This window comes from Nesterenkonia flava (assembly GCF_031432335.1).
Lineage (GTDB): Bacteria > Actinomycetota > Actinomycetes > Actinomycetales > Micrococcaceae > Nesterenkonia > Nesterenkonia flava.
On sequence record NZ_JAVKGT010000019.1, the window covers coordinates 1 to 25,714 of the forward strand.

23 protein-coding genes are annotated in these 25,714 nt (G+C 66.9%); 16 read left to right on the forward strand and 7 right to left on the reverse strand.

What is annotated here, in order from left to right; all coding sequences use genetic code 11:
• Positions 1 to 107: 107 nt before the first annotated feature.
• Positions 108 to 683 carry an MOSC domain-containing protein gene (locus tag RH857_RS08250; protein WP_310537551.1) on the reverse strand — a complete coding sequence of 192 codons (576 nt, stop codon included), beginning with the start codon at positions 681 to 683 and terminating at the stop codon, positions 108 to 110.
• Between the two features lie 193 nt (positions 684 to 876).
• Here RH857_RS08250 and RH857_RS08255 point away from each other — a divergent pair, with 193 nt between their 5' ends.
• The 6 genes from RH857_RS08255 to RH857_RS08280 all read left to right on the forward strand — a co-directional run bounded on the left by RH857_RS08255 (position 877) and on the right by RH857_RS08280 (position 9,736).
• Positions 877 to 2,121, forward strand: a complete 1,245-nt coding sequence (locus RH857_RS08255) for a CmpA/NrtA family ABC transporter substrate-binding protein (RefSeq protein WP_310537500.1) — start codon at positions 877 to 879, stop codon at positions 2,119 to 2,121.
• Positions 2,118 to 3,005 (forward strand): ABC transporter permease, encoded by an 888-nt coding sequence (locus tag RH857_RS08260; RefSeq protein WP_310537501.1) that lies wholly within the window; start codon positions 2,118 to 2,120, stop codon positions 3,003 to 3,005. Before RH857_RS08255 ends, RH857_RS08260 begins: the two co-directional genes overlap by 4 nt.
• Before the next feature lie 106 nt (positions 3,006 to 3,111).
• The gene (locus RH857_RS08265) at positions 3,112 to 3,954 is read left to right on the forward strand and encodes an ABC transporter ATP-binding protein (RefSeq protein WP_310537502.1); all 843 of its coding nucleotides are present in this window, start codon (positions 3,112 to 3,114) and stop codon (positions 3,952 to 3,954) included.
• A 124-nt stretch (positions 3,955 to 4,078) separates the two neighbouring features.
• Positions 4,079 to 5,524, forward strand: a complete 1,446-nt coding sequence (locus RH857_RS08270; protein ID WP_310537503.1) for an MFS transporter — start codon at positions 4,079 to 4,081, stop codon at positions 5,522 to 5,524.
• 8 nt (positions 5,525 to 5,532) lie between these two features.
• On the forward strand, positions 5,533 to 7,923 hold the full coding sequence (locus tag RH857_RS08275) for a molybdopterin oxidoreductase family protein (protein ID WP_310537504.1): 2,391 nt from the start codon (positions 5,533 to 5,535) through the stop codon (positions 7,921 to 7,923).
• Positions 7,913 to 9,736 carry an FAD-dependent oxidoreductase gene (locus RH857_RS08280; RefSeq protein ID WP_310537505.1) on the forward strand — a complete coding sequence of 608 codons (1,824 nt, stop codon included), beginning with the start codon at positions 7,913 to 7,915 and terminating at the stop codon, positions 9,734 to 9,736. The genes RH857_RS08275 and RH857_RS08280 overlap by 11 nt, the downstream gene beginning before the upstream one ends.
• A gap of 239 nt (positions 9,737 to 9,975) precedes the next feature.
• On the opposite strand, the gene RH857_RS08285 is transcribed toward RH857_RS08280, so the two are convergent.
• From RH857_RS08285 to nirB, 3 genes are read right to left on the reverse strand one after another with little or no spacing between them, the layout of a single operon-like run.
• Complete coding sequence (locus RH857_RS08285) at positions 9,976 to 11,178, reverse strand: uroporphyrinogen-III synthase (protein WP_310537506.1); 1,203 nt, start codon at positions 11,176 to 11,178, stop codon at positions 9,976 to 9,978.
• A gap of 8 nt (positions 11,179 to 11,186) precedes the next feature.
• A complete protein-coding gene (cobA, locus tag RH857_RS08290) occupies positions 11,187 to 12,170 on the reverse strand; it encodes a uroporphyrinogen-III C-methyltransferase (RefSeq protein ID WP_310537507.1) in 984 nt (327 codons plus the stop codon).
• On the reverse strand, positions 12,167 to 14,869 hold the full coding sequence (gene nirB / locus RH857_RS08295; protein ID WP_310537508.1) for a nitrite reductase large subunit NirB: 2,703 nt from the start codon (positions 14,867 to 14,869) through the stop codon (positions 12,167 to 12,169). The genes cobA and nirB overlap by 4 nt, the downstream gene beginning before the upstream one ends.
• A 242-nt stretch (positions 14,870 to 15,111) precedes the next feature.
• Between nirB and nirD the strand changes: the two genes are divergently transcribed.
• The 10 genes from nirD to RH857_RS08345 all read left to right on the forward strand — a co-directional run bounded on the left by nirD (position 15,112) and on the right by RH857_RS08345 (position 22,485).
• Positions 15,112 to 15,477 carry a nitrite reductase small subunit NirD gene (nirD, locus tag RH857_RS08300; RefSeq protein ID WP_310537509.1) on the forward strand — a complete coding sequence of 122 codons (366 nt, stop codon included), beginning with the start codon at positions 15,112 to 15,114 and terminating at the stop codon, positions 15,475 to 15,477.
• A 2-nt stretch (positions 15,478 to 15,479) separates the two neighbouring features.
• Positions 15,480 to 16,301: a sirohydrochlorin chelatase gene (locus tag RH857_RS08305; RefSeq protein WP_310537510.1), complete on the forward strand. Its 822-nt coding sequence runs from the start codon at positions 15,480 to 15,482 to the stop codon at positions 16,299 to 16,301.
• 154 nt (positions 16,302 to 16,455) lie between these two features.
• The gene (locus tag RH857_RS08310) at positions 16,456 to 16,767 is read left to right on the forward strand and encodes a hypothetical protein (RefSeq protein WP_310537511.1); all 312 of its coding nucleotides are present in this window, start codon (positions 16,456 to 16,458) and stop codon (positions 16,765 to 16,767) included.
• A gap of 38 nt (positions 16,768 to 16,805) precedes the next feature.
• On the forward strand, positions 16,806 to 17,282 hold the full coding sequence (locus tag RH857_RS08315; RefSeq protein ID WP_310537512.1) for an FAS1-like dehydratase domain-containing protein: 477 nt from the start codon (positions 16,806 to 16,808) through the stop codon (positions 17,280 to 17,282).
• On the forward strand, positions 17,279 to 17,752 hold the full coding sequence (locus RH857_RS08320) for a MaoC family dehydratase (protein ID WP_310537513.1): 474 nt from the start codon (positions 17,279 to 17,281) through the stop codon (positions 17,750 to 17,752). Before RH857_RS08315 ends, RH857_RS08320 begins: the two co-directional genes overlap by 4 nt.
• A 128-nt stretch (positions 17,753 to 17,880) precedes the next feature.
• Positions 17,881 to 18,717, forward strand: a complete 837-nt coding sequence (locus RH857_RS08325; RefSeq protein ID WP_310537514.1) for an ABC transporter substrate-binding protein — start codon at positions 17,881 to 17,883, stop codon at positions 18,715 to 18,717.
• 5 nt (positions 18,718 to 18,722) lie between these two features.
• On the forward strand, positions 18,723 to 19,532 hold the full coding sequence (locus tag RH857_RS08330; protein ID WP_310537515.1) for an amino acid ABC transporter permease: 810 nt from the start codon (positions 18,723 to 18,725) through the stop codon (positions 19,530 to 19,532).
• Complete coding sequence (locus tag RH857_RS08335; protein WP_310537516.1) at positions 19,529 to 20,308, forward strand: amino acid ABC transporter ATP-binding protein; 780 nt, start codon at positions 19,529 to 19,531, stop codon at positions 20,306 to 20,308. The genes RH857_RS08330 and RH857_RS08335 overlap by 4 nt, the downstream gene beginning before the upstream one ends.
• Complete coding sequence (locus RH857_RS08340; RefSeq protein ID WP_310537517.1) at positions 20,305 to 21,441, forward strand: UDP-N-acetylmuramate dehydrogenase; 1,137 nt, start codon at positions 20,305 to 20,307, stop codon at positions 21,439 to 21,441. The genes RH857_RS08335 and RH857_RS08340 overlap by 4 nt, the downstream gene beginning before the upstream one ends.
• A 12-nt stretch (positions 21,442 to 21,453) precedes the next feature.
• A complete protein-coding gene (locus RH857_RS08345) occupies positions 21,454 to 22,485 on the forward strand; it encodes an aldo/keto reductase (protein WP_310537518.1) in 1,032 nt (343 codons plus the stop codon).
• 13 nt (positions 22,486 to 22,498) lie between these two features.
• Here the strand turns inward: RH857_RS08345 and RH857_RS08350 are convergent, their stop codons facing one another.
• From RH857_RS08350 to RH857_RS08360, 3 genes are read right to left on the reverse strand one after another with little or no spacing between them, the layout of a single operon-like run.
• Positions 22,499 to 23,539, reverse strand: a complete 1,041-nt coding sequence (locus RH857_RS08350) for an LLM class flavin-dependent oxidoreductase (RefSeq protein ID WP_310537519.1) — start codon at positions 23,537 to 23,539, stop codon at positions 22,499 to 22,501.
• A 6-nt stretch (positions 23,540 to 23,545) separates the two neighbouring features.
• On the reverse strand, positions 23,546 to 24,850 hold the full coding sequence (locus RH857_RS08355; RefSeq protein WP_310537520.1) for an O-acetylhomoserine aminocarboxypropyltransferase/cysteine synthase family protein: 1,305 nt from the start codon (positions 24,848 to 24,850) through the stop codon (positions 23,546 to 23,548).
• Positions 24,847 to 25,566 carry an alpha/beta fold hydrolase gene (locus RH857_RS08360; RefSeq protein ID WP_310537521.1) on the reverse strand — a complete coding sequence of 240 codons (720 nt, stop codon included), beginning with the start codon at positions 25,564 to 25,566 and terminating at the stop codon, positions 24,847 to 24,849. Before RH857_RS08360 ends, RH857_RS08355 begins: the two co-directional genes overlap by 4 nt.
• Between the last annotated feature and the right edge of the window lie 148 nt (positions 25,567 to 25,714).

Sequence of the window (25,714 nt, forward strand, 5' to 3'; positions counted from 1 at the left end):
TTTTACATGAGGCACGGGGGATCACTTCCCGGGGACTTGACCGTGAGGCATCACGGAGCGTGACCCCGCATGGCGCCTTCAGCCCACGGACAGTCGGAGGCCTCGGCTCAGTCGTGTGGTCGCGCCGTCGCAGGGCCCTTGGCCAGGGCCGTCTCGCGCATAGTGGGTCCCGGCGGTCCTTCGGAGAGGACGACGACGGCGTCCCCTGCCTGGATCTCGCCCGAGGTGATGACCCTCAGATAGGTCCCGGGACGGCCTGCCCGCACGAATCGCTTCACCCAGCCTCTCTCCTGCAACCACCGTCCGAAAGTAGCGCACGGGATGCGAGGACGCGTGACCTCCAGCACCACGGTTTCCCCGATCCTCCAGCGCTCGCCGGCGCGTGCGGCATCGACGTCCATCCCGCTGACCCGCAGGTTCTCACCGAAGCGACCCGGCGGCACCGGCTGGCTGAGGTGGGCGGCCCACCAGTCGGCGTCGTCCTGGGAATAGGCGTAGACAGCCTTGTCCCGACCCCCGTGATGCTTGCGGTCGGCCTGGACATCGCCGTGGAGTCCCAGCGCTCGGACTCGCACAGGCCCCTGCACCGGTCGCTTATCAATGGCGGTGACCCCCACCTGGCCGGGATCGGAGACCAGCTGGTGCACCACGCAGACGGCCTCGACCGTGCCCCGCAGGCCCATTCGCGGCTGAGTTTGGGGCTTGGCCGCGGGAGTCATCGGGGGCTCTTCACCGGGGTGTGGTGGGTGCATGATGCTCATGCTACTGGGATGTGAGGAGCCTCTCACATGCGGATTAGAGGTGCGTGAAGAAACCGTCAAGGGCTGGTGACCTGACAGAGACGGCAGTGAAATAGCGCCTCCCTAGTGTTGCCGTATGGATGCACTTTCTCGGCGAGGATTTCTGGCTGGCACGGGCGCGGTCTCACTGGCGGGTCTGCTCACCGGATGCAGGGCGTTTGGTCTGACCGGCGCCGACGGCGGCGGCTCCGGGGAGCGGGCGGGCGACGGCGCCCGGAACGTCACCCTAGGTTTCATAGCGCTGACCGACTTCGCCGCGCTGGCGGTCGCGGAGATCAACGGCTACTTCGCAGAACGCGACCTCAACGTGCTGGTGCGCAAAGAGACCTCGTGGGCCACAACCCGTGACAACTTGCAGTCCGGGGAGATCGACGGGGCCCACTGCCTCTACTCCATGCCGCTGTCGGTGGCCTGCGGGATCGGCGGCAACGGCGCCCGGGACATGCGGATCGCCATGATGCTGAACAACAACGGCCAGGCGATCAGCCTCACCCACGAGCACTTCCCCGATGTCGGCTACGGGGACATCGACGCTGCTGCAGAGGTGCTGCGCCGCCTCAGCAGCCCGACTCTGGCTATGACCTTTCCCGGCGGCACCCATGACCTGTGGATCGAGTACTGGCTCAAGGCCATGGGACTGGACCCCCGCACCGACGTCACCCTGGAGACCACTCCGCCCCCGGAGATGGTCGCCAACGCGGAGCGCGGCGAGATGGTCGCCTACTGCGTGGGCGAACCCTGGCCCGGGGTCACTGTCTCTCGGGACATCGGACGAACCCACCTGGCCACCCAGGACCTCTGGACTCACCACCCGGAAAAGGCGCTGGTGGTCAATCAGCGGTTCTCTGAGGAGCGGCAGGACGTGCTGCGCGATGTCATGGGGGCCATCCTGCAGGCCTCCGCCTGGCTGGACGATCTGGACAACCGAGCTCAGGCGGCGGAGCTGATCTCCCCGCAGGACTGGGTCAACGCCCCGGTGGAGGACATCGAGTCCCGGCTGCTGGGCGCCTATGACTTCGGAGACGGCACCACCGGTCAGTTCGACGCCACCCAGATGATGTACCACTCGGAGGGCTTCGTGAACCTGCCCCGGAAGTCCCACGCTCTCTGGGCGCTGGCCCAGTACCAGCGGTTCGGGTACCTCAACGAGGCCCCCGACTACTCGATGGTGGATGAGCTCATGCTCACCGACCTCTATCACGAGGTGGCCGAGGCTGAAGGTCTTGAGATTCCCGACGACGACATGGAGCCGTTCGAGGTGGTCCTCGACGGCGTGACCTTCGATCCCCACAACCCCGATGAGGAGGCAGCACGGCCATGACGCCCACTGCGCTGAAAGAACCAGAGACGCTGACGACCACGGCCGGGTCTGGGCGCGCCGCCCCGCCGGCATCCTCAGGAGCCGAAACGCCGCCGGCTCCCAAGAAAGAGAGCCTCGGGCTCACCTACGCCTCGGCGGCAGGCTGGGGAGCGGTCGGCTTCACCGTCCTGGTGATGGTCTGGGGTCTCTTCGCCCCCGATCGCCTTCCCGGACCGTTCGACGTCGGCGCACGTCTGCTGGAGGACCTCTCCGACCCCTTCTACTCCGCCACGAACGAGCACGGCATCGCCGTGCTGCTGGGAGCCTCGCTGGGGCGCGTGCTGGAAGGATTTGCGCTCGCCGCCGTCGTCGGAATTCCCCTGGGCCTGGCCATGGGTACCTCGCTGCGGTGGTGGAACGCCGCCAATCCGGTGGTGCAGCTGTTGCGCCCGGTCTCGCCGCTGGCGTGGTTCCCGATCTTTGCGGTGATCTTCATGAATTCCGAGCAGGCCTCCATCTGGGTGATCTTTGTGACGGCCCTGTGGCCGATCGCCATCAACACTGCCGCTGGTGCTGCGGAGATCCCGGAGGATCAGAAGAAGGTGGCCAAGGTCTTCAAGTTCGGTCGCGCCGCCTATATCCGCCACGTGCTGCTGCCCAACACGCTCTCTGCGATCGTCACCGGCATGCGGCTGGCCTTCGGCATGGCGTGGCTGGTGATCGTGGCCGTGGAGATGCTCGGAACCGCCACAGGCATCGGCAATGACACCTGGAACGCCTACAACGGCTCCCGGTTCGACCAGATGATGGCCAACATCGTGTGGATCGGCCTGATCGGCCTGCTGGTGGACTTTCTCTTCCTCAAAGCCGTCGGATTCCTCACCAAGAAGGAGAACAGGGCATGAGCTCGCTAACGGCCTCTTCAGGCGTGAAGGCCGGCGCCGCGGCAGCCGGCCGAGAGGCGGCGCGACATGAGCGCGCCGCCGGAACCAGCACAGAGGAGAACAGGGCATGAGCCTCAGCGTTGATCGCATTTGGAAGTCCTACAGCACCAAACGCGGCGTCCAGTCCGTGCTGCGAGGAGTGGACCTCGAGGTCCGGCGCGGCGAGTTCGTCAGCCTCATCGGTCACTCGGGCTGCGGAAAGTCCACTCTGCTGAACACCTTCGGAGGGTTGAGCAGCGTGGACGGTGGCCGAGTCACCCTGGACGGGGATGAGATCACCGGACCGGGTCCGGACCGGGCCATGGTGTTTCAGAACTACTCCCTGCTGCCTCGGCTCTCACTGGCGGAGAACGTTGCGGTGGCCGTCCGGGAGGCCCGGCCCGACTGGTCCAAGCAACGCGTGGACGACGGCGTCGAGAAGTACCTGACCGCGGTGGGCCTCTGGGAGCAGAAGGACAAGAAGCCCTCAGAGGTCTCCGGCGGCATGCAGCAGCGTGCTGCGGTGGCTCGGGCCTTTGCCGTGGAGCCCACGGTGCTGCTGGCAGATGAGCCCTTCGGTGCGCTGGACGCGCTGACTCGATCGCGGCTGCAGGATCAGCTGATCAAACTGTGGAAGTCGGAGTCCGACACCGAAATCGTGGTCATGGTTACCCACGGCATCGACGAGGCCATCCTGTTGTCCGACCGCATTGTGGTGATGGGGGCACCGCCGAACCCCTCGATCATCGAGATCATCGAGGTGGACCTGCCGCGTCCGCGCGACCGGGTCTCGATCATCGATGACCAGCGCTACCGGGCGGTGCAGGAACGCATGATGTACCTGCTGACCACCACCCCGAACGAGCGCGAGAAGATGCCGCCCAAGGACACCAGCGTGGCGCCGCGTCAGCCGGTCGGGGCCGCCGGGTAGAGGCACAGCCAGCCAGTTCCGGCAGGCCGCCTCACAGGTCCATCGGTGCGGGGTGAAGTCCGATTTTCCTGACGGAAACATCTGTGCCGGTGAGCGGAAACATGCAGTTGGGAGCATGAGGAACATGTCCACCACCACACCGCACTCCACGAGCCTGACCCGTCCCGCATCGCCCGCGGCATCACCTGGCCGCACTGAGGCGGCAGGGACCGACGCGCCCCCCACCGACCGTCTGGTGGTGGAACGGGGACGGTGGATCAGCAACTGGCAGCCCGAGAATCCGCGCTTCTGGAACGGCCCCGGCCGGCTCACCGCCCGCAGGAACCTCGTATGGAGCGTCTTCTGCGAGTTCCTGGGCTTCGCGGTCTGGCAGCTCTGGTCAGTCACCGTGGTCTTCCTTCCGGCCGCAGGCTTCGACCTCTCCAGCTCCCAGCAGTTCCTCCTGGTCTCCCTGCCGCCCCTGGTGGGGGCCACCATGCGCATCCCCTACAGCTTCACGGTGGCCATGTTCGGGGGACGCAACTGGACGGTGATCTCCGGGCTGCTGCTGCTCATGCCGACCGTGGCCATGAGCATTGCGCTCGCCAACCCCGAGACGCCAGTCTGGGTCCTGTACCTCATCGCGGCCACAGCCGGCTTCGGAGGGGGCAACTTCGCCTCCTCGATGGCCAACATCACGTTCTTCTACCCGGCCAGGGAGAAGGGCCAGGCCCTGGGCATCAACGCCGCCGGGGGCAACCTCGGCGTGGCCGTGGCCCAGCTGACGGTCCCTATCGCCGTCACGCTCTTCGCGTTCGGGACGTTCGGCCCCAACCTGTCCGCGGCCGGATTGATGTGGATTCCGCTGATCCTACTGGCCTCCTGGGGCGCGTGGCGGTACATGGACAATCTCACTCATGCGAAGAACGATGTGCGCGGAACACTCGCCGCGCTGCGGGAGAAGCACCTGTGGATCAGCGCGGTGATCTACATCGGGACCTTTGGCTCCTTTATGGGCTTCGGCTCAGTCTTTCCCACCCTCATCAGCATTCAGTTCCCGGACTTCTCCAGCTTCCAGGTGCTCGGCGCTGCTCTGTCGCTGGCCTTCCTCGGGCCCCTGGTGGGTTCCCTGGCCCGCCCCTACGGAGGGCGGCTGGCCGACCGCGTCGGCGGGGCCCGGGTCACGGTGCTCTGCTTCGCGGCCATGGCGGCGGTGACGGTCGTGGTGGTGAGCACGCTGGGCTGGTCCAGCTTCTGGCTCTACCTGGGACTCTTCCTGCTCCTGTTCACCATTACCGGGGTGGCCAACGGGTCCAGCTACCGGATGATCCCCCTGGTCTTCCGTTTGAGCGTGCCGGCCGGGGACCGTGTCGGCCACGAGCGCAAGGCCTCGGCGGCTCTCGGTTTCATCGGCGCGATCGGTGGTTTCGGAGGTTTCGCGATCCCGCAGGTCCTCAATGCCTCTAACGAGCTCACCGGGTCCTTCGAAGCCGCGTTCTGGTGCTTCGCCGCGGCCTACGTGGGCTTCGCGTTCCTGACCTGGGCGGTCTACATGCGTCCGGGAACGATCTTCGCCTCGGCGAGAGTCTGAGGAGCACCATGACGACGCCGACGCCTCAGCACGCCGATGCCTCAGCCGAGACCGTCCGCACCCACTGCCCCTACTGTGCGCTGCAGTGCGCCATGGATCTGACGGTCTCGGAAGCGTCTGCGCCGGCCGAGGGCCACGGCGCCCCGCCCTCTGGGGCAGGAGCCTCACAGCCCCCTCTGTCCTTCACCGTGAAGGGTGCAAGCTTCCCCACCAATCGTGGCCGGCTGTGCCGCAAGGGCAACACCGCCGCGGAGCTTCTCACCCGGCGCGGTGACCGGCTCACCGCCCCGCTGATTCGCGAACGTTCGGCCGACGGCGCCCGGGCGGGTCGGGGGAGGACGGCACGGTTCCGCGAGGCCACCTGGGACGAGGCGCTGGATGTGATCGCCGAGAAGGTGCGTGGTCTGCAGCAGACCCACGGTGCCGACGTCGTCGGCGTTTTCGGGTCCGGGGCGCTGACCAACGAGAAGACCTATGCGCTGGGCAAATTTGCGCGTCTGGCCCTGGGCACCTCGCAGATCGACTACAACGGCCGATGGTGCATGTCCTCGGCATCGAAGGCCTCAACCATGGTCTTCGGGCTGGACCGGGGGCTGCCCTTCCCGCTGACGGATCTTGATGAGGCCTGCACCATTCTGATGCTGGGCTCCAACGTGGCAGACACCATGCCCCCGTTCGTCCAGCACCTGGAGGGCGCGCGCTCCCGCGGGGGGCTCCTGGTGGTGGATCCCCGGCGTTCGGCCACGGCGGAGCTGACTGCCGACGGTGCCGGGATGCACATCGCGCCCGCCCCGGGTGGGGATCTGGTGCTGCTGCTCTCGGTTGCTCAGGTGGTGTTGGAAGAAGGCTATGCGGATGAGGAGTACCTCGCCGCCCGGACCGCGGGCCTGGAGGATTTCCGGCGATCCGTCTCCCACTGGTGGCCGGAACGCGCCCAGGCGGCCACCGGGGTGGGGGCGGATCAGATCCGCCTGCTGGCGCGGAAGCTCGGGCACGCCGCGCGCGCCGCACGCTCCGGTGGTGCGCCGGTGTTCATCCTTACCGGACGCGGTGTGGAGCAGCACCGTGACGGCACCGACACCGCGCGGGCTGCCATTAGTCTGGCCCTGCTGCTGGGGCTTCCCGGCGGCGGAGTCACCGGCGGGGAGCCCGACGGGAGCTGGCGCGGGGGTTACGGGACGCTCACCGGCCAGGGCAACGGCCAGGGCGGGCGCGAGATGGGGCAGAAGTCTGATCAGTTGCCCGGAATCCGCATGATCGCCAACCCGCAGGACCGTGCGCACATCGCCGGCGTATGGGGTGTGGAGCCCGAGCTGATTCCCGGACCCGGCATCCCCGCGACCCAGCTGCTGCACCGCATGGGTACCACCGGCGAGGACGGGCGCCCGGCAGGGGTGAAGGCTCTTTTCGTCCACGCCTCCAACGTGGCGGTTTCTGCCCCTGACGCCTCACGGGTGGTGGAGAACCTGCGTGCCCTAGATCTGCTGGTGGTGGCCGATTTCTTCCTTTCGGAGACCGCACAGGAGGCCGACGTGGTGCTGCCGGTGCTGCAGTGGGCCGAGGAGGAGGGCACCATGACCAACCTGGAGGGAAGGGTCCTGCGGCGTCGTCGGGCCGTGGATCCCCCAGCCGGGGCACGGTCTGAGCTGTGGATCTTCGCGGAGCTGGCCCGGCGTCTGAATGCTCCCGGAACGTGGTCCGCTGAGCCCGTCGAGGTGTTCGAGGAGATCCGGCGTGCCACTGCAGGGGCCGCGGCTGACTATTCGGGTCTGGACTATGCCAGCCTCGACGACGACGGCACCGCCGCTTACTGGCCGGTGCCCTCCACCCCGCAGCGGACGGAGAGCGGCTCGCGAACCGAGACGGGGGAGCCGATCGTGGGTACCCCGCGGGTCTTCACCCGGGCGTTCGCCCACCCAGACGGCAGAGCGCGGCTGAGCGCCATACGACCCGTGCGCCAGAATCAGCCGCGTGCGGCTGGAGAGCTGACCTTCACCACGGGCAGGCTCATGGAGCACTATCAGTCCGGTACGCAGACCCGGCGCGTGCCTGCCCTGCAGCAGGCGCATCCGGAAGTCTTCGTTGAGGTTCATCCCGCCACCGCCCGGCAGTTCGGGCTCGATGACACCGGGTACGCGTTGATCGAATCGCCCCAAGGGCGGATGACTGCGCGCGTTGCCGTCACCGACGGTATTCGCGCTGACACGATCTTCTCCCCGTTCCACTTCTCCGGGTCGGGCACCGCGAACCTGCTGACCCGGGGCCTGACGGATCCGCACAGCTCGATGCCGGAGTTCAAATCGACTCCCGTGACGATCCGCCCGGTCACCGCTCAGGACGGCCGTGTCCCCGATGACTCTGGAGTTTCTGCCGGAATGGAGGCGAAAAATGCGGCATAACGACCACGACTCCGGTGACCATCAGGCAAGGGAGAGACCCCCGCACGTGGTGGTGGTGGGATTCGGACCGGTCGCGTCCCGGCTGCTTGAGGAGCTGCTGCCCGAGGCGCGCAGCGGCGCTCTTGCGCTGACGGTCATCGGGGCGGAAGAGCGTCCGGCCTATCAGCGCATCCGCATCGGCGATGTCAGTGTGGGCCGGATTGCCCCCGAGGATCTCATGATGGACTCCGTCCAGGCACTGAGGCACGACGGCGTCACCGTGCACCTGGGCACCGAGGTCACCTCCGTGGATCCCGCCGCGCGCACTCTCACCCTGAGCGCCACGGACCCGGGACCGGTGGGTCAGGGGCCAGCAGCGCCAGTGGGCCAGGGACCAGCAGCTCAGGGTCCTTCCTCGGGTGAATTCTCCGAGGATCCCCACCCGTCCCCGTCCGTTCCCGAGACCCTGACCTACGACAAGCTGGTGCTGGCCACCGGTGCGGAGGCCGCTGTGCCGCGCATGCGGGTGGAGCTGCGCCGGGGTGGAGCCCTCGATGCTGAGCTGCGGGCCGAGGGCTATCCCGAGGGGGTCATGTCCCTGCGGACCATGGAGGATGCCCTGCGGGTGCGCGAGGTGCTCAGTGCACAGAGCCCGCAGCCGGTCGTGGTCCTGGGAGGCGGAGTGCTCGGGGTGGAGGCGGCGCTCGCCGTCGCGGAGATCGGCCGGCCGGTGACGCTGCTGCACCGCGGCAACGTGCCCATGGGGCGGGCGGTGGATACCGACGCCGGGATGCTGCTGCGCCGCGAACTCACTCACCGCGGGGTAGAGGTGCGTGCCGCCACCGATGTCACCGAGGTGGTCTCCGACGACGGCCGGCTCACCGCAGTGCGCACCAGCCTGGGGGAGCGGCTTCCTGCCGCCCTGCTGATCACCTGCGTCGGCATCACGCCCCGCGACGGGCTGGCCAAGGCGGCGGGGCTGCCCTGCTCCTGGGGGATCACCGTGGATCAGGATTCGCGCAGCACCGGGAACCCGGACGTCTTCGCGATCGGCGACTGCTCCTCGGTTCACGGACGGGGGACCAGCGGCCTCATCGCCCCGGGCTGGTTGCAGGCCGAGGCGGCCGCCGCCGCCCTGCGCAAGGACCTCGGGATCGTACCGGAGGTGGAGGTGGACGCGGCAGGGGTCCCTGTGGAGTTCGCCCCCGACCCGGTGCGCCCGGCTGCCGACGGCATCCCCGAAGAAGCCCTGGCCGAGGAGACCTCCACGCCTGAGGCAGGGGAGGACGTCGGCGGCGCAGGACTGGACGTCATCCTGGTGAAGTCCAAGACCCTGAACATGGCCTGCGCCGGCACCACCGACGTGGACCCCTGGGACCCGCATGCTCCGGAGGTCTCGACCTGGTCGGATCCCAAGCACGGTCAGTACCTGCGCATCGTCACTGAGGGCGAGCGGCTGCTGGGTTTTGTCTCGGTGGGGATGCCGCGAACCGCTGCCGAACTGGCAATGCATGCCAGCCGCGGCACACTCCCTGCGGCGGATCGCACTGCGCTGCTGGCTGCCGAGCACGCCACCAAGGAGGCCGAGCTGGGACCGGAGGATGTGTTGTGTCGCTGCGCGGGGACCACGGTGGGGCAGGTGGCCGAGGCGGCGGCGTCGTGCTGCAGAACGGTCGGAGAGATCAGCTCAGAGACCCGCGCGGGCACTGGCTGCGGCACATGCCATAAGAGCATCGAGAAGATCCTCGCCGTCTCCGCTCGCCAGGATGACGCTCATCAGGACGGTGCGCGGGAGACGGCCCGGGCAGCTTCGGTACCGGCTCCGCTCGCCTGAGCGCGGTGCTCCTGAGGGGACTGATCGTGTGGACATGCTGAAATAGTCGGATTAAGCGCGCCTGTGCGGGGCGATTCGCGATGCGGGCGCCGCGTATCCGACACTTTGTCCTTCGCTGGAGACCAGGGCTGAAGGCGGAGGGCGGGATGAGGGGACCATCGGGGCCGGATCCTCACGGGCCTTCTTCGGGCGGTGGCGAGGTGTACTGCCCGAGCGCGTGTCCCTGACCGCGGACGGGCTCAGGTCTTGATGCGGTAGCCGCGCTTGACCACGGTCTGGACCAGGTCGCTGACCGGCAGCACCTTGCGCAGACGGGAGACCCACATCTCCAGGGCATGTCCGGAATCGCAGTAGCGGACCTGCTCGAGCAGGGCCTCACGAGAGAGTGTCTGCCCCCCGGCCTCCATGAGAGTGCGCATCAGTGCCAGGGGCCCCGGTGCCAGGCGTACGGGATCGGCGGAGAGCTCCGGGGTACGCAGCTGAGCCCCGCGCAGTTCGACCGGCCCGTACTGGGTCTCCAGCCGAATGGTGTGGTGATTCTCCAGGTGATCGCAGACTTTCTTGATCATGGCGCCCAGCCGCCAGCGGTCGGGGACGACGGCTTCGATGCCGGCGTCGGTCAGCGGCGCGGCGGTCACGCCGCCCACCGCGGCGGTGAGAACGTCAGTCTGGAGGGCCTCCAGCAGAGCGGCGCGCTTGCCATACTGCTGGGCGACTCCCAGGAACGCATCAACGGCCGGAGCAGCGGTGAAGGTGACCATGTCCAGCTGGCGCTCGATGACGGCGTCGATCATCTTCAGCAGCTCGGAGTCTTCCGGCGGCTTGGTCCACGTGTAGGGCATCACCGTGACCACGGTGGCCCCAGCACGCTCAAGCCGGGAAATCTGATCATGGTTGAGCAGACCGTGAAGCTGGAACGCCACGGTCTTGCCGCGCAGATCGTTCTCCAACAGCATGTCCAGCACGGTTTCGGTGCGCTCGTCCTCGGCCGCACCGTCGTCATCGAGCCCGGAGGCCCGCACTGCCCCGCGCGCTTTGGGCCCGCGCACCAGGATGCTGGCGCCCTCCAACGCCTCATAGAGCTCGTTCCACACCCCGTAGGAGTCGGCGGCCTCGGCCCAGCGGCGCATTCCATAGGCGGTGGTGATGATCGCGTAGTCCGGCGCGGAGGCGATGACCTTGTTCGTATCGTGCTGCAGGGTGATGGACTCGGTGAGCGAGGCGATCCGCAGGGCCGGGGCGTGGATGACCTCCGCGCCGCGGCGCTGGAAGGCGGAGATCAGCTCCTCACTGCGCCGGTCGGCGGTCACCCCGATCCGGAATCCGGAGAGCGTCTGCGGCAGGCTGGGTGCGGGAACAGGCTCAGGGCTGCCGGTGCTGGGGACCTCAGGGATCGCCTCCTGGGAGGGCGCGCCTGAGGAGGCCGGCAGGGAGGGGTTCACGCCGTCTCTCACGCTCCAGCTCTCACGTCGGGGGTCCACTGTGGTGCAGCAGCATGATCCGCCGCGGGAAAGGCCCGGCCTTCTCCGACGCCGGCCGCTGCCGCAGCCTCCAGAATAGCGTGACGGGTCTTCGCCGCAGCGTAGCGGTCCACCACGGCCTCCCCGGCGAGCGGTCCGGGCGCTGCCAGACGCACCACCTCACCGATCACCAGCACCGCAGGGGAGGAGACCCGCCGCGAGGCCGCCACCCCGAGGACATCCTCCAGGCTCGCCACACTGACGCGCTGCTGCCTGCTGTAGCCGTTCTCCACGATGCCCACGGGCGTGGTGGCCGGGAGTCCGTGGCGACGCAGGCCCTCCACCGTGTGGCCCAGGGTGCCCACGCCCATGAGGATCACGATGGTGCCCCCCAGACCCACCAGTGAGGCGAACTCCTCCTCGGAGAGGGGATCATGACCGGAGATGACGCTGAAGGCACGGGTGACGCCGCGGGCGGTGACCGGAATGCCTGCGGCGGCAGGGACAGCCACCGCCGAGGTCACCCCCGGCACCACAGTCACTGGGATGCCGGCCTCGCGGCAGGCCGCCACCTCCTCGCAGCCGCGGCCGAACACGAACGGGTCCCCGCCCTTGAAACGGACCACGCGCTGGCCCGCCCGGGCGGAGGCGATCATCATCGCGTGGATGTTCTCTTGGGTGATGCGGTGGTGACCGGGCCTTTTACCCACGTCGAACAGTGCGGCCTGCGGCGCCCAGGCGCGCAGCTCGTCAGTAGGAGCAAGGCGGTCGTAGTAGACCACGTCGGCGGCGGCCAGCACGTCGCGGGCCCGGACCGTCATGAGGTCTGCGGCGCCGGGACCTCCGCCCACCAGGGCTACCTCGCCCATGGCCCTTCCGCCCTCCACGGCGGGATGGATGCCGGGGGAGGTGGCACCGGCGCAGAAGGCGTCGTCGCTGATGATCCGCTTGCCGGCTGGTTGCTCAGTGCTCATCGCAGGCTAGCTCCTTCGGGCTCGGGCACAATCGCCAGGGCAGGCTCCCCATCCTCGGCGGGTGCCTCGGGGACGTGATAGTCCTCCTCGGCACTGCGCACCGGGATGGTGGGCCCCAGCAGCACTGCGCTGCTTCCGCGCTCCTCCTCGGTGGCGGGCCGGATCTGGTCCCGCTCCACGATGTACTTCAGATCGGTGTCGGGAGCGTTGGGGGCATTGATGAAGCTGCGGAACCGGCGCAGCTTCTCCGGGTCCTTCAGCGTAGCCGCCCACTCATCCTCGTAGCGATCCACGTGACGGGCCATGGCAGCCTCCAGGTCTTCTCCGATGCCCAGAGAGTCGTTGACGACGACGTCATAGACGTGCTCCACCCCGCCGGGCAGGTCGGCGATCCAGTGGGCGGTGCGCTGAAGCCGGTCGGCGGTGCGCACGTAGTACATGATGTAGCGGTCCATGTACTTGATCAGGGTCTCATCATCAAGGTCCTTGGCCAGCAGCTGGGCGTGCACGGGAGTGGCGCCGCCGTTGCCGCCCACATAGAGGTTCCAGCCGTCGGGGGTGGCGATGACTCCGGCATCCTTGGCGCGCGCTTCGGCACATTCGCGAGCGCAGCCGGAGACGCCGAACTTCATCTTATGCGGCGAGCGCAGCCCCTTATACCGGGTCTCCAGACGGATCCCCATGGCTACCGAATCCTGCAGCCCGTAGCGGCACCAGGTGGTGCCCACACAGGACTTCACGTTGCGCAGCGCCTTGCCGTAGGCCTGGCCGGACTCGAAACCGGCGTCCACCAAGCGCCGCCAGATATCGGGCAGCTGCTCCAGACGGGCCCCAAAGAGATCAATGCGCTGGGCGGCGGAGATCTTGGTGTAGAGACCGAAGTCCTTGGCCACCTGGGCGATCACCGCCAGCTTGTCCGGAGTGATCTCCCCGGCGGGAATGCGCGGCATGACGGAGTACGTGCCGTTCTTCTGCATATTCGCCAGGGCTCGGTCGTTGGTGTCCTGAAGACCGCCTCGGCCACCGCCGAGGATGTGCTCACTGTGCATGGCGGCAAGCACGGAGGCTACAGCTGGCTTGCAGATGTCACAGCCAAAGTTTGCGCCGGAGTCTGCCGGGGTGCCGAAGCGGTCCACCACGTCAGTGAAGCTGCGCAGATCGGTGGCACGGACGGCTTCGAAGAGTTCGGCACGGGAGTGGGCAAAATGCTCGCACATGGCCTGGGAGACCTCCATGCCCTGGGTGAGCATCTCCTTCTCCATGACCTTCTTGGTCAGGGGCAGGCAGGAGCCGCACTGAGTGCCGACCTTGGTGCAGGCCTTGAGTCCGCCCACCGCCGTGACCGGTTCTCCCGTGGTCTCGCCGCGGACCGCGCGGCGGAGATCACCGGCGCAGACGGCCTTGCAGGAGCAGACCTCGGCGTCGTCAGGCAGGTCCATGTCCACCTCCCCGCCACCGGAGGCCGTGAGGAAGGCGCCTGGTTCAGCGGGCAGCTCGCGGCCAAGCAGAGGGCGCAGCGCGGTGTAGGGGCTGGCGTCTCCCACGAACACCCCGCCCAGCAGAGTCTTCGCATCATCGGTGACCACCAGCTTCTGATAGATCCCGCCGATCGCATCGGCGTAGACCACCTCCAGTGCGCCCGGAGTCTGCCCGAAGGTGTCCCCGAAGCTGGCCACATCCATGCCCGCCAGTTTGAGCTTGGCTGCGGTATCGAAGCCTTCGAAGCTCGCCTCGCCTCCGCAGAGCCGGTCCGCGACCACCTCGGCCATCGCGTTGGCCGGGGCTACCAGGCCCATGCAGATGCCCTGGAAGTTCGCGACCTCGCCGATCGCCCACACATGCGCGGCGGAGGTGGCGCAGGTCTGGTCGATCAAGATCCCTCCCCGGGGGTTCAGCTCCAGCCCGGCGTCCCGGCCCAGCTCATCGCGGGCGGTGATGCCGATCGCGGCGACCACCAGGTCAGCGGCGACGTCGTCGCTTGCGGCGAAGTTCAGGGTGTAGGGGTAGGCGCCGCCCCCGTTGGCGGTCACTGCGCTGGGGCGCTCTCCCATCTTCAGGTGATAGCCCGCCCGGGAGATCAGACGGTTCAGCACGCGGCCGCCGCCCTCGTCCAGTTGCGCGTTCATCAGGTACTGGCGGGAGTGGACGATGGTCACCTCGGCGTCGTGCCCCTTCAGCCCTCCGGCAGCCTCCAGGCCCAGCAGCCCGCCGCCGATCACCACGCAGTGGGGCCGTCGGCCCAGCTCTTCGCGGAGCTGATGCACCCTGCGTGTCAGCCAGTCGACATCGTCCAGGGTGCGGTAGACCGCAACGTGCTCGGCGCCCTCCACCGGGGGGCGGGGAGCTGAGGAGCCGGTGGCCAGGACGACGTCGTCATAGCTCACCTGCTCCCCGGAGGCGGTAGTGAGGGTGCGAGCCGCGGGGTTCAGGCCGGTGACCGGCGTGGAGGTCCGCAGGCTCACGCGCGGGTCCTCCCACATCGCGGGGTCCCCGAGCAGCAGGTCATTGGTGGGATCCTCGAACCGCTTGGACAGACCCACGCGGTCATACGGGGGCAGGGCCTCCTCGCTGAAGAGCGTGACGCGCATGTCCTGGGGATCGCGGGCCAGCAGCGCCTCCACCAGCCTGTGGGCGGCCGGGCCACCCCCGACGACGGCGATGTGCCGCTGGGGTGCTTCGGGGCTGAGAGGTGTAGACATGGGGCGACCTTCCACGGGTATCCACTTCACGGATCAGGTGTCACACCACGCTAGGGGGAGGCGGTTTCCCCGCCGTATCTGAGATGTGAGGCCGATGTGACAGTGTCCTCACGAGGGTGCGGGACACGTGTGAGGTGAGTGTGATCCGCGGTTTACGCCGTGGCCCCACGCGGGAAATCCCGGGCCCCTAGGCTGGCATCAGAGCAGTAAGCATCCCTACGGAGATAAGGAGGCTGCAGCAAGTGACTCAGCAGGAGACGGCGACACTGGAGAGGGTGAGGCAGGAGAGCAGATGGCGCCAGATCTGCCCCCTGGGCGAGCTGGAGCCCATGTGGGGCGAGGCAGCCCTGGTGGGCAGCACGCAGATCGCCCTCGTGCGGCTGCCTGATGACCGCCTCTTCGCCGTAGACCACTTTGACCCCTATGCGAAGGCCAATGTGATGGCCCGCGGCATCGTGGGCTCCCGGCAGGGCCGGCCCACACTGGCCTCCCCGATCCATAAGCAGGTCTATGACCTGGAGACCGGGGAATGCCTCAGCGAAGAGGGGCTGCGCCTGCGCACCTACCCCGTCCGCGTGGTCCGCGACCACATCGAGATCAAGGTCTGACCATGAGCGCTGCGACGGCGAGCACGCAGCCGGCTGCGGGCCATGAGACACGGGAGCCTGCAGCCAGCACGACGCCGGCCCTGGCCGCCATCTCCCACGGCACCTCGTCCGCAGCAGGTCAGGCGGTGGTCCGGGCGCTCGCCGAGCGGGTGCGTCTTGCGGCCGGACAGAGACCCGACGTCGGGCCCGTGCTCCTGGGGCACGTGGACGTCCAGCAGCCGGACATCCCCGCCACCCTCGAGGCACTGCCCGACGGTGCTCCTGCGGTGCTGGTACCCCTGCTGCTCTCGGCGGGCTATCACGTCAAGGTGGACATGAGGCAAGTGACCACGACCTCAACTCGCCCCACCGCGATCGCCGGTGCCCTCGGCCCTGACGCACGCCTGGTCGAGGCCCTCCATCACCGCCTGGTGGAGGCGGGGTGGAGCGCCGGGGACGTCGTCGTCCTGGGTGCCGCCGGCTCCTCCGATCCCGGGGCGGTGGCCGATGTGAGCGCCACTGCCAGAATGCTCAGCGCCCGGCTCGGTGCAGACCAGGCCGGGCAGGTGCAGGAGGCGTATCTCTCCTTCGCCGAACCTAGAGTCGCGGAGGCGGTCACCACGGCGCGCCAGCGCCATCCCGGCCGACGCGTCGTCGTGGCCAGCTATCTCCTGGCGCCCGGTTACTTCCAGACGCTGCTAGAGAGGCAGGCCCGTGAGCACGGTGCCGACGTCGTGACCCAGCCCCTGCTGCGGGTGGGTGCCAAGCAGCAGCCGGATATCCCGTCGGACCTGGGCGAGCTGGTGCTGGACCGCTACCGTGAGGCGCTGGCCTCCCTGGTCTGACAGCGCTCGTTCCAGAGCTAGTTGGGCTTTCCCTTCCTTTGGCGGCCCTATCGATGGGTCGACGTAGTGAGAATCGCCGAACCGATGCAGCGCGGGAGTCCAGCCTCGCCGCATTCCCGCAGCCTCCCGCAACACGGCCGGTAGGATGGCGGCGATGAGCACAGCACCAGAGTCAGGCGGCCGGCCGGGCCACCGCGGACAGATGGACCCCTGGACCACAGGCACCCCTGCCTACCGTGTCACGCTGGTCGGCGGCATGGGGCTGACCTTTGCGGGGATCCTCGCGGTGCTGGCGGCTGCTTTCGTCGGTGCCGAGGCGGCCTCGACCCTGCGCACCGTGGGGCTGTACCTCATCGTTGCCGGACTTCTGACGCACGTGGTCTCCATCGGCCTGCGCAAGCGTCAGGCGGCCCAGATCATCCGCGCCCGTAGAGACTCAGCCAGCAACGACACCGACGAGCGCTAAGACATCCACCACGAGCCCAACCCTTAAAGAGATCACCAGTGAGCATTAATACTGAACGCCAGGGGCACACCTATCCGCCCGCGCAGCCCTATCAGGTCAGCCGCGAGGCGATCCGGGAGTTCGCCCACGCCGTGAAGGCCGCCCATCCCGCCCACTACGAGGTGGACTCCGCCCGCGAGCTGGGACATCCAGACCTGGTGGCGCCTCCGAGCTTCGCGGTGGTGATCGCCCAGCGCGCCGAGGCCGCCGTGATCAATGATGAGGAGGCCGGCATCGACTTCTCCCGCGTGGTCCACGCGGATGAGCGCTTCACGCATCACGCCCCCATCTTCGCCGGGGAGACACTTCACGCCCAGGCGACTCTGGAGCGGATCCGGGTCATGGGCGCCGGTGCCATGGTGACCACCCGGGTGGAGATCACCGCCGAGTCCGGCGAGGCCAAGTCCACGGTGAGCTCCTCGCTGCTGGTGCGCTCCGATGATGAGAACGACGACGCCAAGGAGGCCTCCGCATGAGCCGCCCCACTCTTGATCAGCTGGAGAAGGGCCAGAGCATTGGTTCCCGCACCGTGGAGCTCTCCCGCGCCGATTTGCTGCGCTATGCGGCGGCGTCCGGGGATCACAATCCGATCCACTGGAACGAACGCTTTGCCCGTGAGGTGGGGCTGGAGGGCGTGATTGCCCACGGCATGCTGACCATGGGAATCGCGGCAGACCTCGCCGTGGAATGGGCCAGTGACCCCGGCGCGATCATCGACTACCAGACGCGCTTCACCAAGCCGGTTCCGGTACCTGACGCCCCGGCGGGCTCACCGGAGACGCCCACCGCCGTCCTGGAAGTCACCGGAAAGATCGGTGCGCTGAACCCCGACGACGTCACCGCGCGTGTGGATCTCACCGTCGAGCTGATCAGCACCGATGAGGCCGGCGAGCAGACCCGGACCAAGGTGTTGGCCAAGACTCAGGCGCTCGTGAAGCTCCAGTGACCTGCTCAACACGTTGTTGTAATAGGTCCTCGGCGTATAATTTCCCGACGTTTCACGACGCACCTGTGATGCTTCGCAGCCTGACTGTGATCACCACGCCATCTGACCCCTTGATGTAAGGATGCTCAATGACCAGCTTTGACATGACCTCCCCCTGGTTGAAGGGGATCGCCGCGGCCGGCGTCGCGGGCCTGGCCCTGACCGCCTGCGGCAGTGACGACGAGTCCGCCGACGAATCCGGCCTGTCCCTCGTCAGTGCGGGCACCCTGCAGGTCTGCTCAGACCTGCCCTACGCACCCTTCGAGTACATCGACGAGGACGGCAACGAGGTCGGCTTCGACATCGACATCGCCCAGGCCATCGCTGATGATCTTGACCTGGAGCTGGAGATCGTCCAGACCGGCTTCGAAGGCATCCAGTCCGGCGTGGCGCTGAATGCCAACCAGTGCGACCTGGCGATCTCCGGTATGACCATCACCGAGGAGCGTGCCGGGAACATGCTCTTCTCGGATCCTTACCTGGATGACAACCTTGCCGTGCTGACCCGTGAGGACACCGGAATCACCACGCTTGAGGACCTCGAGGGCTTTGACGGCACCGTGGGCGCCCAGGCGGACACCACCGGTTCTGTAGAGGCGCAGGAGCGCGGTCTGGAGCTGCGCGAGTACACCGACTCCGGCCTGCTGCTTCAGGGCCTGGAGTCCGGCCAGATCGAGGCGGCCTTTGGCAATATCTCTATCCTCGCCTACCAGGCTGCACAGTCGGACGATCTGTTCTTCGTGGATGAGATCGAGACCGGCGAGCAGCTGGGCATCGCCGCTGAGCTGGAGAACCAGGAGCTCATTGACGAGGTGAACCGTGTGCTGGCCGAGCTTGAGGAGAGCGGAGAGCTCGATGAGCTCGAGCAGCTGTGGTTCCACTCGGATGAGACCCCGGACGAGGCTGATGACGAGGGCGACGACTAAACTCTATGGCTCTTACCACCCGACACCGGAGACGGCTTAGCCTGAGCATTCAGGCGGCCGTCTTCGCTTGTGCCGTCCTGCTGCTGCTGATCTTTGTGGACTGGGCGGCGATTCAGCGCAGCTTCTTCAACTTCGGCAACATCGGTCCGATGTTCCCGGACATCTTCCTCATCGGACTGTGGAACACCCTGCAGTACACCGCGGTGGGCTTCGTCTTTGGCCTGCTGGGAGGCACGGTGCTGGCGCTGATGCGGATGGCCAGCTTCCCCGTCTACCGCTGGATCGCCACCGTCTACGTGGAGTTCTTCCGCGGGATTCCCGCGATCCTGGTGTTCATCGCCCTGGGCTTCGGTGCGTCCCTGGCCTTCGGATGGAACCTCTCCACACTGCAGATCGCCGGTTCGGCGCTGGCTATCGTCTCTAGCGCCTACATCGCGGAAACGCTGCGTGCGGGCCTTCAGGCTGTGCCCAAGGGGCAAATGGAGGCCGCCCGCGCCCTGGGTATGCCGGCCTGGCGGTCGATGATCACCATCCAGATTCCGCAGGCCTTCCGTATTGTGATGCCCCCGCTGACGAACGAGGCCATCCTGCTGACCAAGGACTCATCCCTGATCTTTGTGGTGGGTATGGCCGGTTCCGCAGCTGAGCTGACCAAGATGGGACGCGATGGCATCAACGTCTACCAGGCGGGTCTGACCCCGCTCGTGGTGGCGGGCGTCTGCTATCTGATCATCACGGTACCGCTGTCCATCCTGGCCCGCCGTCTGGAGAACCGCAGCTCGGCACGGTCGAGCAGGAAGAAGGCCAAAGCATGACGCAGCAGAATACTCAGCCCGAGGCCCCGGCGGCCTCGGGAGTGACCATCACGGGGCTGCACAAGTCCTACGGGGACAACGAGGTGCTTAAGGGCATCGACATCACCGTGGCACCCGGAGAGGTGGTTTGCCTCATTGGTGCCTCCGGTTCCGGAAAGTCCACCCTGCTGCGCTGCGTCAACCGGTTGGAGGACCCCAACGCGGGCACCATCATGGTTGGGGAGTTCGAGGCGACCGACCCCGATGTGGACCTGGACGCTATGCGGCGGCAGATCGGCATGGTCTTCCAGCAGTTCAACCTCTTCCCGCACCTGAGCGTCCTGGAGAACTGCACCGTGACCCCCCGCAAGGTCCTGAAGCAGTCTAAGGAAGCTGCTGAGGCTGAGGCCCTGGCGCAGCTGGACAAGGTGGGGTTGAAGCACCTGGCGGATCGCAAGCCGGATCAGCTCTCCGGCGGTCAGCAGCAGCGCGTGGCGATCGCCCGGGCGCTGACCATGAAGCCGCAGCTGATGCTCTTTGATGAGCCCACCTCCGCACTGGACCCCGAGACCGTGGGTGATGTGCTGGCCAGCATGCGGCAGCTCGCTGAGGCCGGCATGACCATGATCGTGGTCACCCACGAGATGGGTTTTGCCCGGGAAGTAGCAGACCGCGTGGTCTTCATGGACCAGGGCGTGGTGGTGGAGGAAGGCCCCGCCGAGCAGGTCATCAGCAACCCGTCCCAGCCCCGCACCCAGGACTTCCTGCGACGCGTGCTCAACCCCCTGGGAGAGTGAGCGCCCACAGTAAGGTGGGAGCGATGAAAACCTTCGCCGAACACACCACCGCCCGCGTCGGAGGGCCCGCAGGGGAGTGGATCACCGCTACCAGCGAGGCTGAGGCCCTGAACGTCCTGGCGGATCACCCACTGCCGACTGAAGACCAGCGCGCCGCGGGTCGCGACACGCTTCTGGTGCTCGGAGGCGGTTCCAACCTCCTGGTCGCCGAGGAGGGTTTTGCGGGCACCGTGCTGCAGCTGGGCTTCACCGGCGTGAGCGCGGAACCCGTGGGTGAGGACGGGGTGGACGTGACCGTGGCTGCGGGACATGACTGGGACGACGTCGTCGCCTGGAGCGTGGAGCGCGGCCTGGCCGGGCTTGAGGCTCTCTCCGGCATCCCCGGCGCCACCGGCGCGACGCCCGTGCAGAACGTGGGGGCCTACGGCGCTGACGTCTCCCAGACTCTGGTGGACCTCCGGGCCTGGGACCGGGCCGAGGGCGAGGAAGTGACCCTCACAGCCCAGGACCTGGACTTCGGCTACCGAGACTCTCTGCTGAAGCGCAGCACCATTGCCGGCTCTGTCCGCTACGTGGTGCTCTCCCTACGATTCCGTCTCCGCCACGCTCCGGGCCAGCCGATGTCCTCCCCGGTGCGCTACGGCGAACTGGCGCGCAGTCTCGGACTGGATCCCCAGCTGCCGGAGAGTGAACGGCGAGCACCCCTGGCGCAGGTGCGTCAGAAGGTGCTGGCGCTGAGAGGTTCCAAGGGGATGGTGCTCGATCCGGAAGACCATGACACGTGGTCGACGGGCTCGTTCTTCACCAACCCGATCGTGCCGGCGTCGTCGTCGGCTTCTCTGCCCGAGGGCGCACCGCAGTTTCCCGCTGGAGTCGCCGAGGACGGCGCTGAGCTGGTCAAGCTGTCTGCGGCCTGGCTCATCGACAACTCCGGATGCGGCAAGGGGTTCGGTGCGGATCTGGTGGAAGGACGCGCCTCGCTGTCCACGAAGCACACTCTGGCAGTGACCAACCGCGGCACGGCCACCACCGAGGACCTGCTGACCGTGGCCCGCGCAGCACGGGCCAAGGTGCGCGAGCGTTTCGGCATTGACTTGCACCCCGAGCCGATCCTCATCGGCTGCTCACTTTGAGAGGATAGGCCCATGACGTTTCCTGCAGCCTCCGATGTTGAGTTCGGCGCCGAGGATCACGCGCTGACCGTGACCGAGCTCGGCTACGGTGCCATGTCGATCGCTGGGGCCTACGGCGCCATTGCCGAACAGGATTCGCAGACGCTGCTGCACGACCTCTATGACCGCGGCATCACTTTCTTGGACACGGCCAACGTCTACGGCGACGGTGAGTCTGAGCTGCGCCTGGGGGAGTTCCTGAAGGGGCGGCGCTATGACGTCACCATCGCCACCAAGGTTGGCATCGTCAAGGGCGGAGGTCCGGGCAAGCGGCGCGCCCGCGGAGACGCCGCCTATATTCGCGAGCAGATCGACGGCTCCCTGAAGCGCCTGGGGACAGATTATGTAGACCTGTACTACCTGCACCGTGTGGACCCCGAGGTGCCGATCGAGGAGAGCGCCGGAGCCCTGGGCGAGCTGGTGGAGGCTGGCAAGGTGCGCACCATCGGCCTGTCGGAAGCCACCGCCGAGGAGATCCGCCGCGCCCACGCGGTGCATCCGGTGACGGCGGTGCAGTCCGAGTGGAGCGTCTTTGCCCGCGATGTCGAAACGCATGTGCTCGGCGCCTGCCGCGAGCTCGGCATCGGCTTTGTCGCCTACTCTCCGGTGGGACGCGGCCTGATCACCGACCGGTTCGACTTTGATGCGGTGGCTGAGAACGATGTTCGACGCACCTTCCCATGGTTCTCCTCGGAGAACCTTCCTGCGAACCGGCAGCTGGTCCAGCGCGTGGGCGAGATTGGTCAGGGCGCGGGCCTGAGCACCGGGGCCACAGCCATGGCCTGGCTCTACGCCAAGGCTCGCCAGCTGGGCGTGAACCTGTCGGTGATTCCCGGGACCCGCTACATCGAGCACTGGGATGAGTTGGCCACCGGTCTGGAGAAAGCCCTGGACGACGACGCCGTGAGTGCACTCGACGCCCTGGCTGAGCAGGTCCGCGGGGACCGCAGCTTTGACCCGAACTGGGTCAGCGGAGGCCGTGAGGGCCTCCTCCCGCGGGCCTGACGGATCAGGCCGGTTAAGAGGCTCCCTGTACTCCCTCCACCAGGGGGAAGACCTGTTCGGCGATCCGTTCCAGTTCTTCCTTCAGTGGTGAGGATTGGATGAGCAGCAGGGTCAGTCCCGACTCCTGATAGGCGCGAATCTTCTCTGCCACCTGTTCAGGGGTGCCCACCAGATTCGGCCGCAGCCCCCGGGTTCCGACGGCGTACTCCTTGGCTGAGACCTTCACGTTCAGGGCGGAGTTCGCGGTGAACTCTCTGAAAGAGGCATAGCCTGGGGAATCCGGTTGGATTGCGGTGATCCGTTCCAGCTCCAGCTGGGCCTCCTCTTCAGTATCCCGCACGATCACGTAGGCGGACATAGCGAATTCCCGCATCGCTTCGCCAGCCTTCTCCTCACGTCGCCGGTTCAGATCGGCGACCTTCTCCCGAATCTCCTCTAGCGTTCCTCCATGCATAGCGTAGGCATTGGCGAAGGAGGCGATAGCCTCCCGGCCTGATTCGCTCTCTCCCCCGGCGAAGATGCCGGGTTCCTGCTTCGGCTTCGGTTCGACAGTGGTGCCCTGGGCACTGAAGTACCGGCCCTGGTAATCAAAGGGGGACTCCCTCAGCGCTCCAGTGATGACTTCTACGAATTCACGGGCCTGGTCATACCGTTCATCATGGGGCGGGAAGACGCCTCCGAACTGCTTGGCCTCCTCTGCCCACCATGCAGCCACCACGTTGATGCAGTGCCGGCCGGGGGCGATCGAATCGATCGTGGACATCTGCTTGGCAGCCACCGCAGGAAGGTGGAACCCAGGCCGGATAGCAGTCATGACGCGTAGCTGCTCGGTGATGGCGAGCACAGCGGAGGTGAGAGACCAGGCTTCCAGGCTCGGCGCTGTCGGGCCTTTTCGGTCATTGAGGTAGAGCTCCGGGATGAGCGTGGTGTGGTAACCCAGGCGGTCGGCAGTGAGCGCAATCTCGCGAATCGTCTCCCAGCGTGCGGGCATTCCTTCATCACCGACGTTGCGGAGGAATCCGCCGTAGACGGGAGTCCAATATCCGAAGTGCATGGTGTGTCAGCCTTTCTGGTTCCGCTGAAAAGCCTCGACGAACTCGAAGGCCTGTTTCAGGTCGGCCATGAGATCCTCGGGGTCTTCCAAGCCGATCGAGAGCCGCAGCGTACTGGCGGAGAACCCGGCCGAAGCTAGCTGGGCGTCGTCAAAATGGGAATGTGTGGTGGTGGCCGGGTGAATGATCAAGGAGCGGGCATCCCCGATATTGGCGGCCAGGGTGAAATGCTCCAGCGCATTCACGAAGGCAGGGATGGCCTCGGTGCCGGCAGCCAAGTCGAAGGAGAGGATACTGGGGGTCCCCTCGAGATAACGATCTGCCAGGCCGGCATAGGGACTACCGGTGGCCCGCGGATGATGCACGGTGGAGGCGCCCGCATGCCGGTCCAGGAAAGCGACGACGGCAGCTGTCGAACTCGACTGTCGTGCCAGGCGTATATCCAGTGTCTCAACCCCCAGAAGGATCTGGTGGGCGTTATAGGGCGAGAGTGCAGGGCCTAGGTCATGGACCAGCTTGGTCTTCGCGTAGACCAGGAAGGCGCTGCCCCCACGGCCGAACCGCTCCCAGAGAACCACATCCCCCACCCGCGGATAGGGCTTGGTGAACTGCGGCCAGCGGTGCGGCTCAGCGCCGAAGTCGAAGGTGCCCAGATCCACGATAGCTCCAGCCAGGGAGGTGCCGTGTCCCCCCAGGTGTTTGGTGGCGGAGTAGACCACAAAATCCGCGCCGTGCTCCTTGGGTCGCAGCAGAGCGGGAGTGGCCACGGTGTTATCGATAATCAGGGGGACCCCGGCCTCATGAGCGATATCTGCCAATGCGCGGATGTCCAGAATACTTGCCGTCGGGTTGCCGATGCTTTCGGCAAACAGGGCTCGGGTCTCCGGGCGGATGGCCGCACGCCAGGCCTCAGGGTCTGCAGGATCCACCAGCGTAGAGTCGATGCCGAAATCCCGGAAGGTATCGGTCAGCAGGTCCACCGTGCCCCCGTAGAGCGTGTTTGAGGAGACGATGTGCTCTCCCTGTTTAGCCAGGGCGAGCAGGGCTACGGCCACAGCTGACTGGCCGGAACCGGTGGCCAGGGCCGCTACCCCCTCGTCGAGGGCCGCCAGGCGCTCTTCCAGGATGATCTGGGTGGGGTTGCCGGTGCGGCTGTAGAGGTTGTCCTTGCGGCGCAGGGCGAAGATATCCCGGGCAGCTTCCCAGGATTCGAACTCATAGGCGGCTGTCTGATAGATCGGCACGGTCACCGGATTCTGCGGGCGGCTAGGCGAGGTGCCTGAGCGAATCTGGCGGGTGGAGAGACCGGTCATGCAATGACCTTCCGGCGGAGGATGGGCGTGGCCGTGGGGTCCAGGCGTAGACGCTCCACGAAGGTGATGATCTCCGCGGCCACGCTGCGGTGATGGACATCATTGAGCACATCGTGTAGCCCGCCGGCCACAGTGGTCAGTTCAGCGCTCCAGCCATGGAGCTGATGCTGGACCTCGGGGAGAGGGGAGATGCGGTCGGCTTCGCCGTGAATTGCCAGGACCGGGATGCTGGGCGCGTTGATGGACCAGGTGGGAAGGATGGACGAGGTGCGGATGCTCTCCGCACCGGCTTCTTCCGCCACACCCCGGTGCACGGGACAAGCGCTGCGCAGAGTCAGCTCATCCTCTGCGGAGGGGGTGGCTCCGGCGACAGCGGCTCCGGCAAGCACCAGGCCGCCGGGAGCGGGGGAGAGCAGCTTTTGCTGGTCGGCCTCGGCCAGGAATCCTGCCGCCGTATCGGCGCCTATGGCCACTGTGGAAAGCTCCGGGGCCCAGCCCGTGGCAAGTCTGTTCCACAGGTCTGCAGCCTCCTGGGGCGACCGGGGGGCTGTGGTGGGCACATGGGCGGTATAGCCGTCTACCGCCAACCGGGCACTGAGTCGGCGGTAGTGGGCCGGGGAGTCACCTCTTCCCTGGAAGACCACAGCATGTCCGCGGACTGTGCCCGGGGGATGCACAGTCTCCGTCTCGGGAGCTTCCTGGACCGTCTCTGTCATCACTTTCCTCAATGTGTGAACATAGTTAAGAACAATATGATGCAGTAGACGTTACGCGAGCTGCGCTGAGCTCCCCAATATTCGTCACATCAAGAAACACTAGGACACAAAAATCTCTCTCTATGTTCACTCTTTAGGGAAAGTGTTC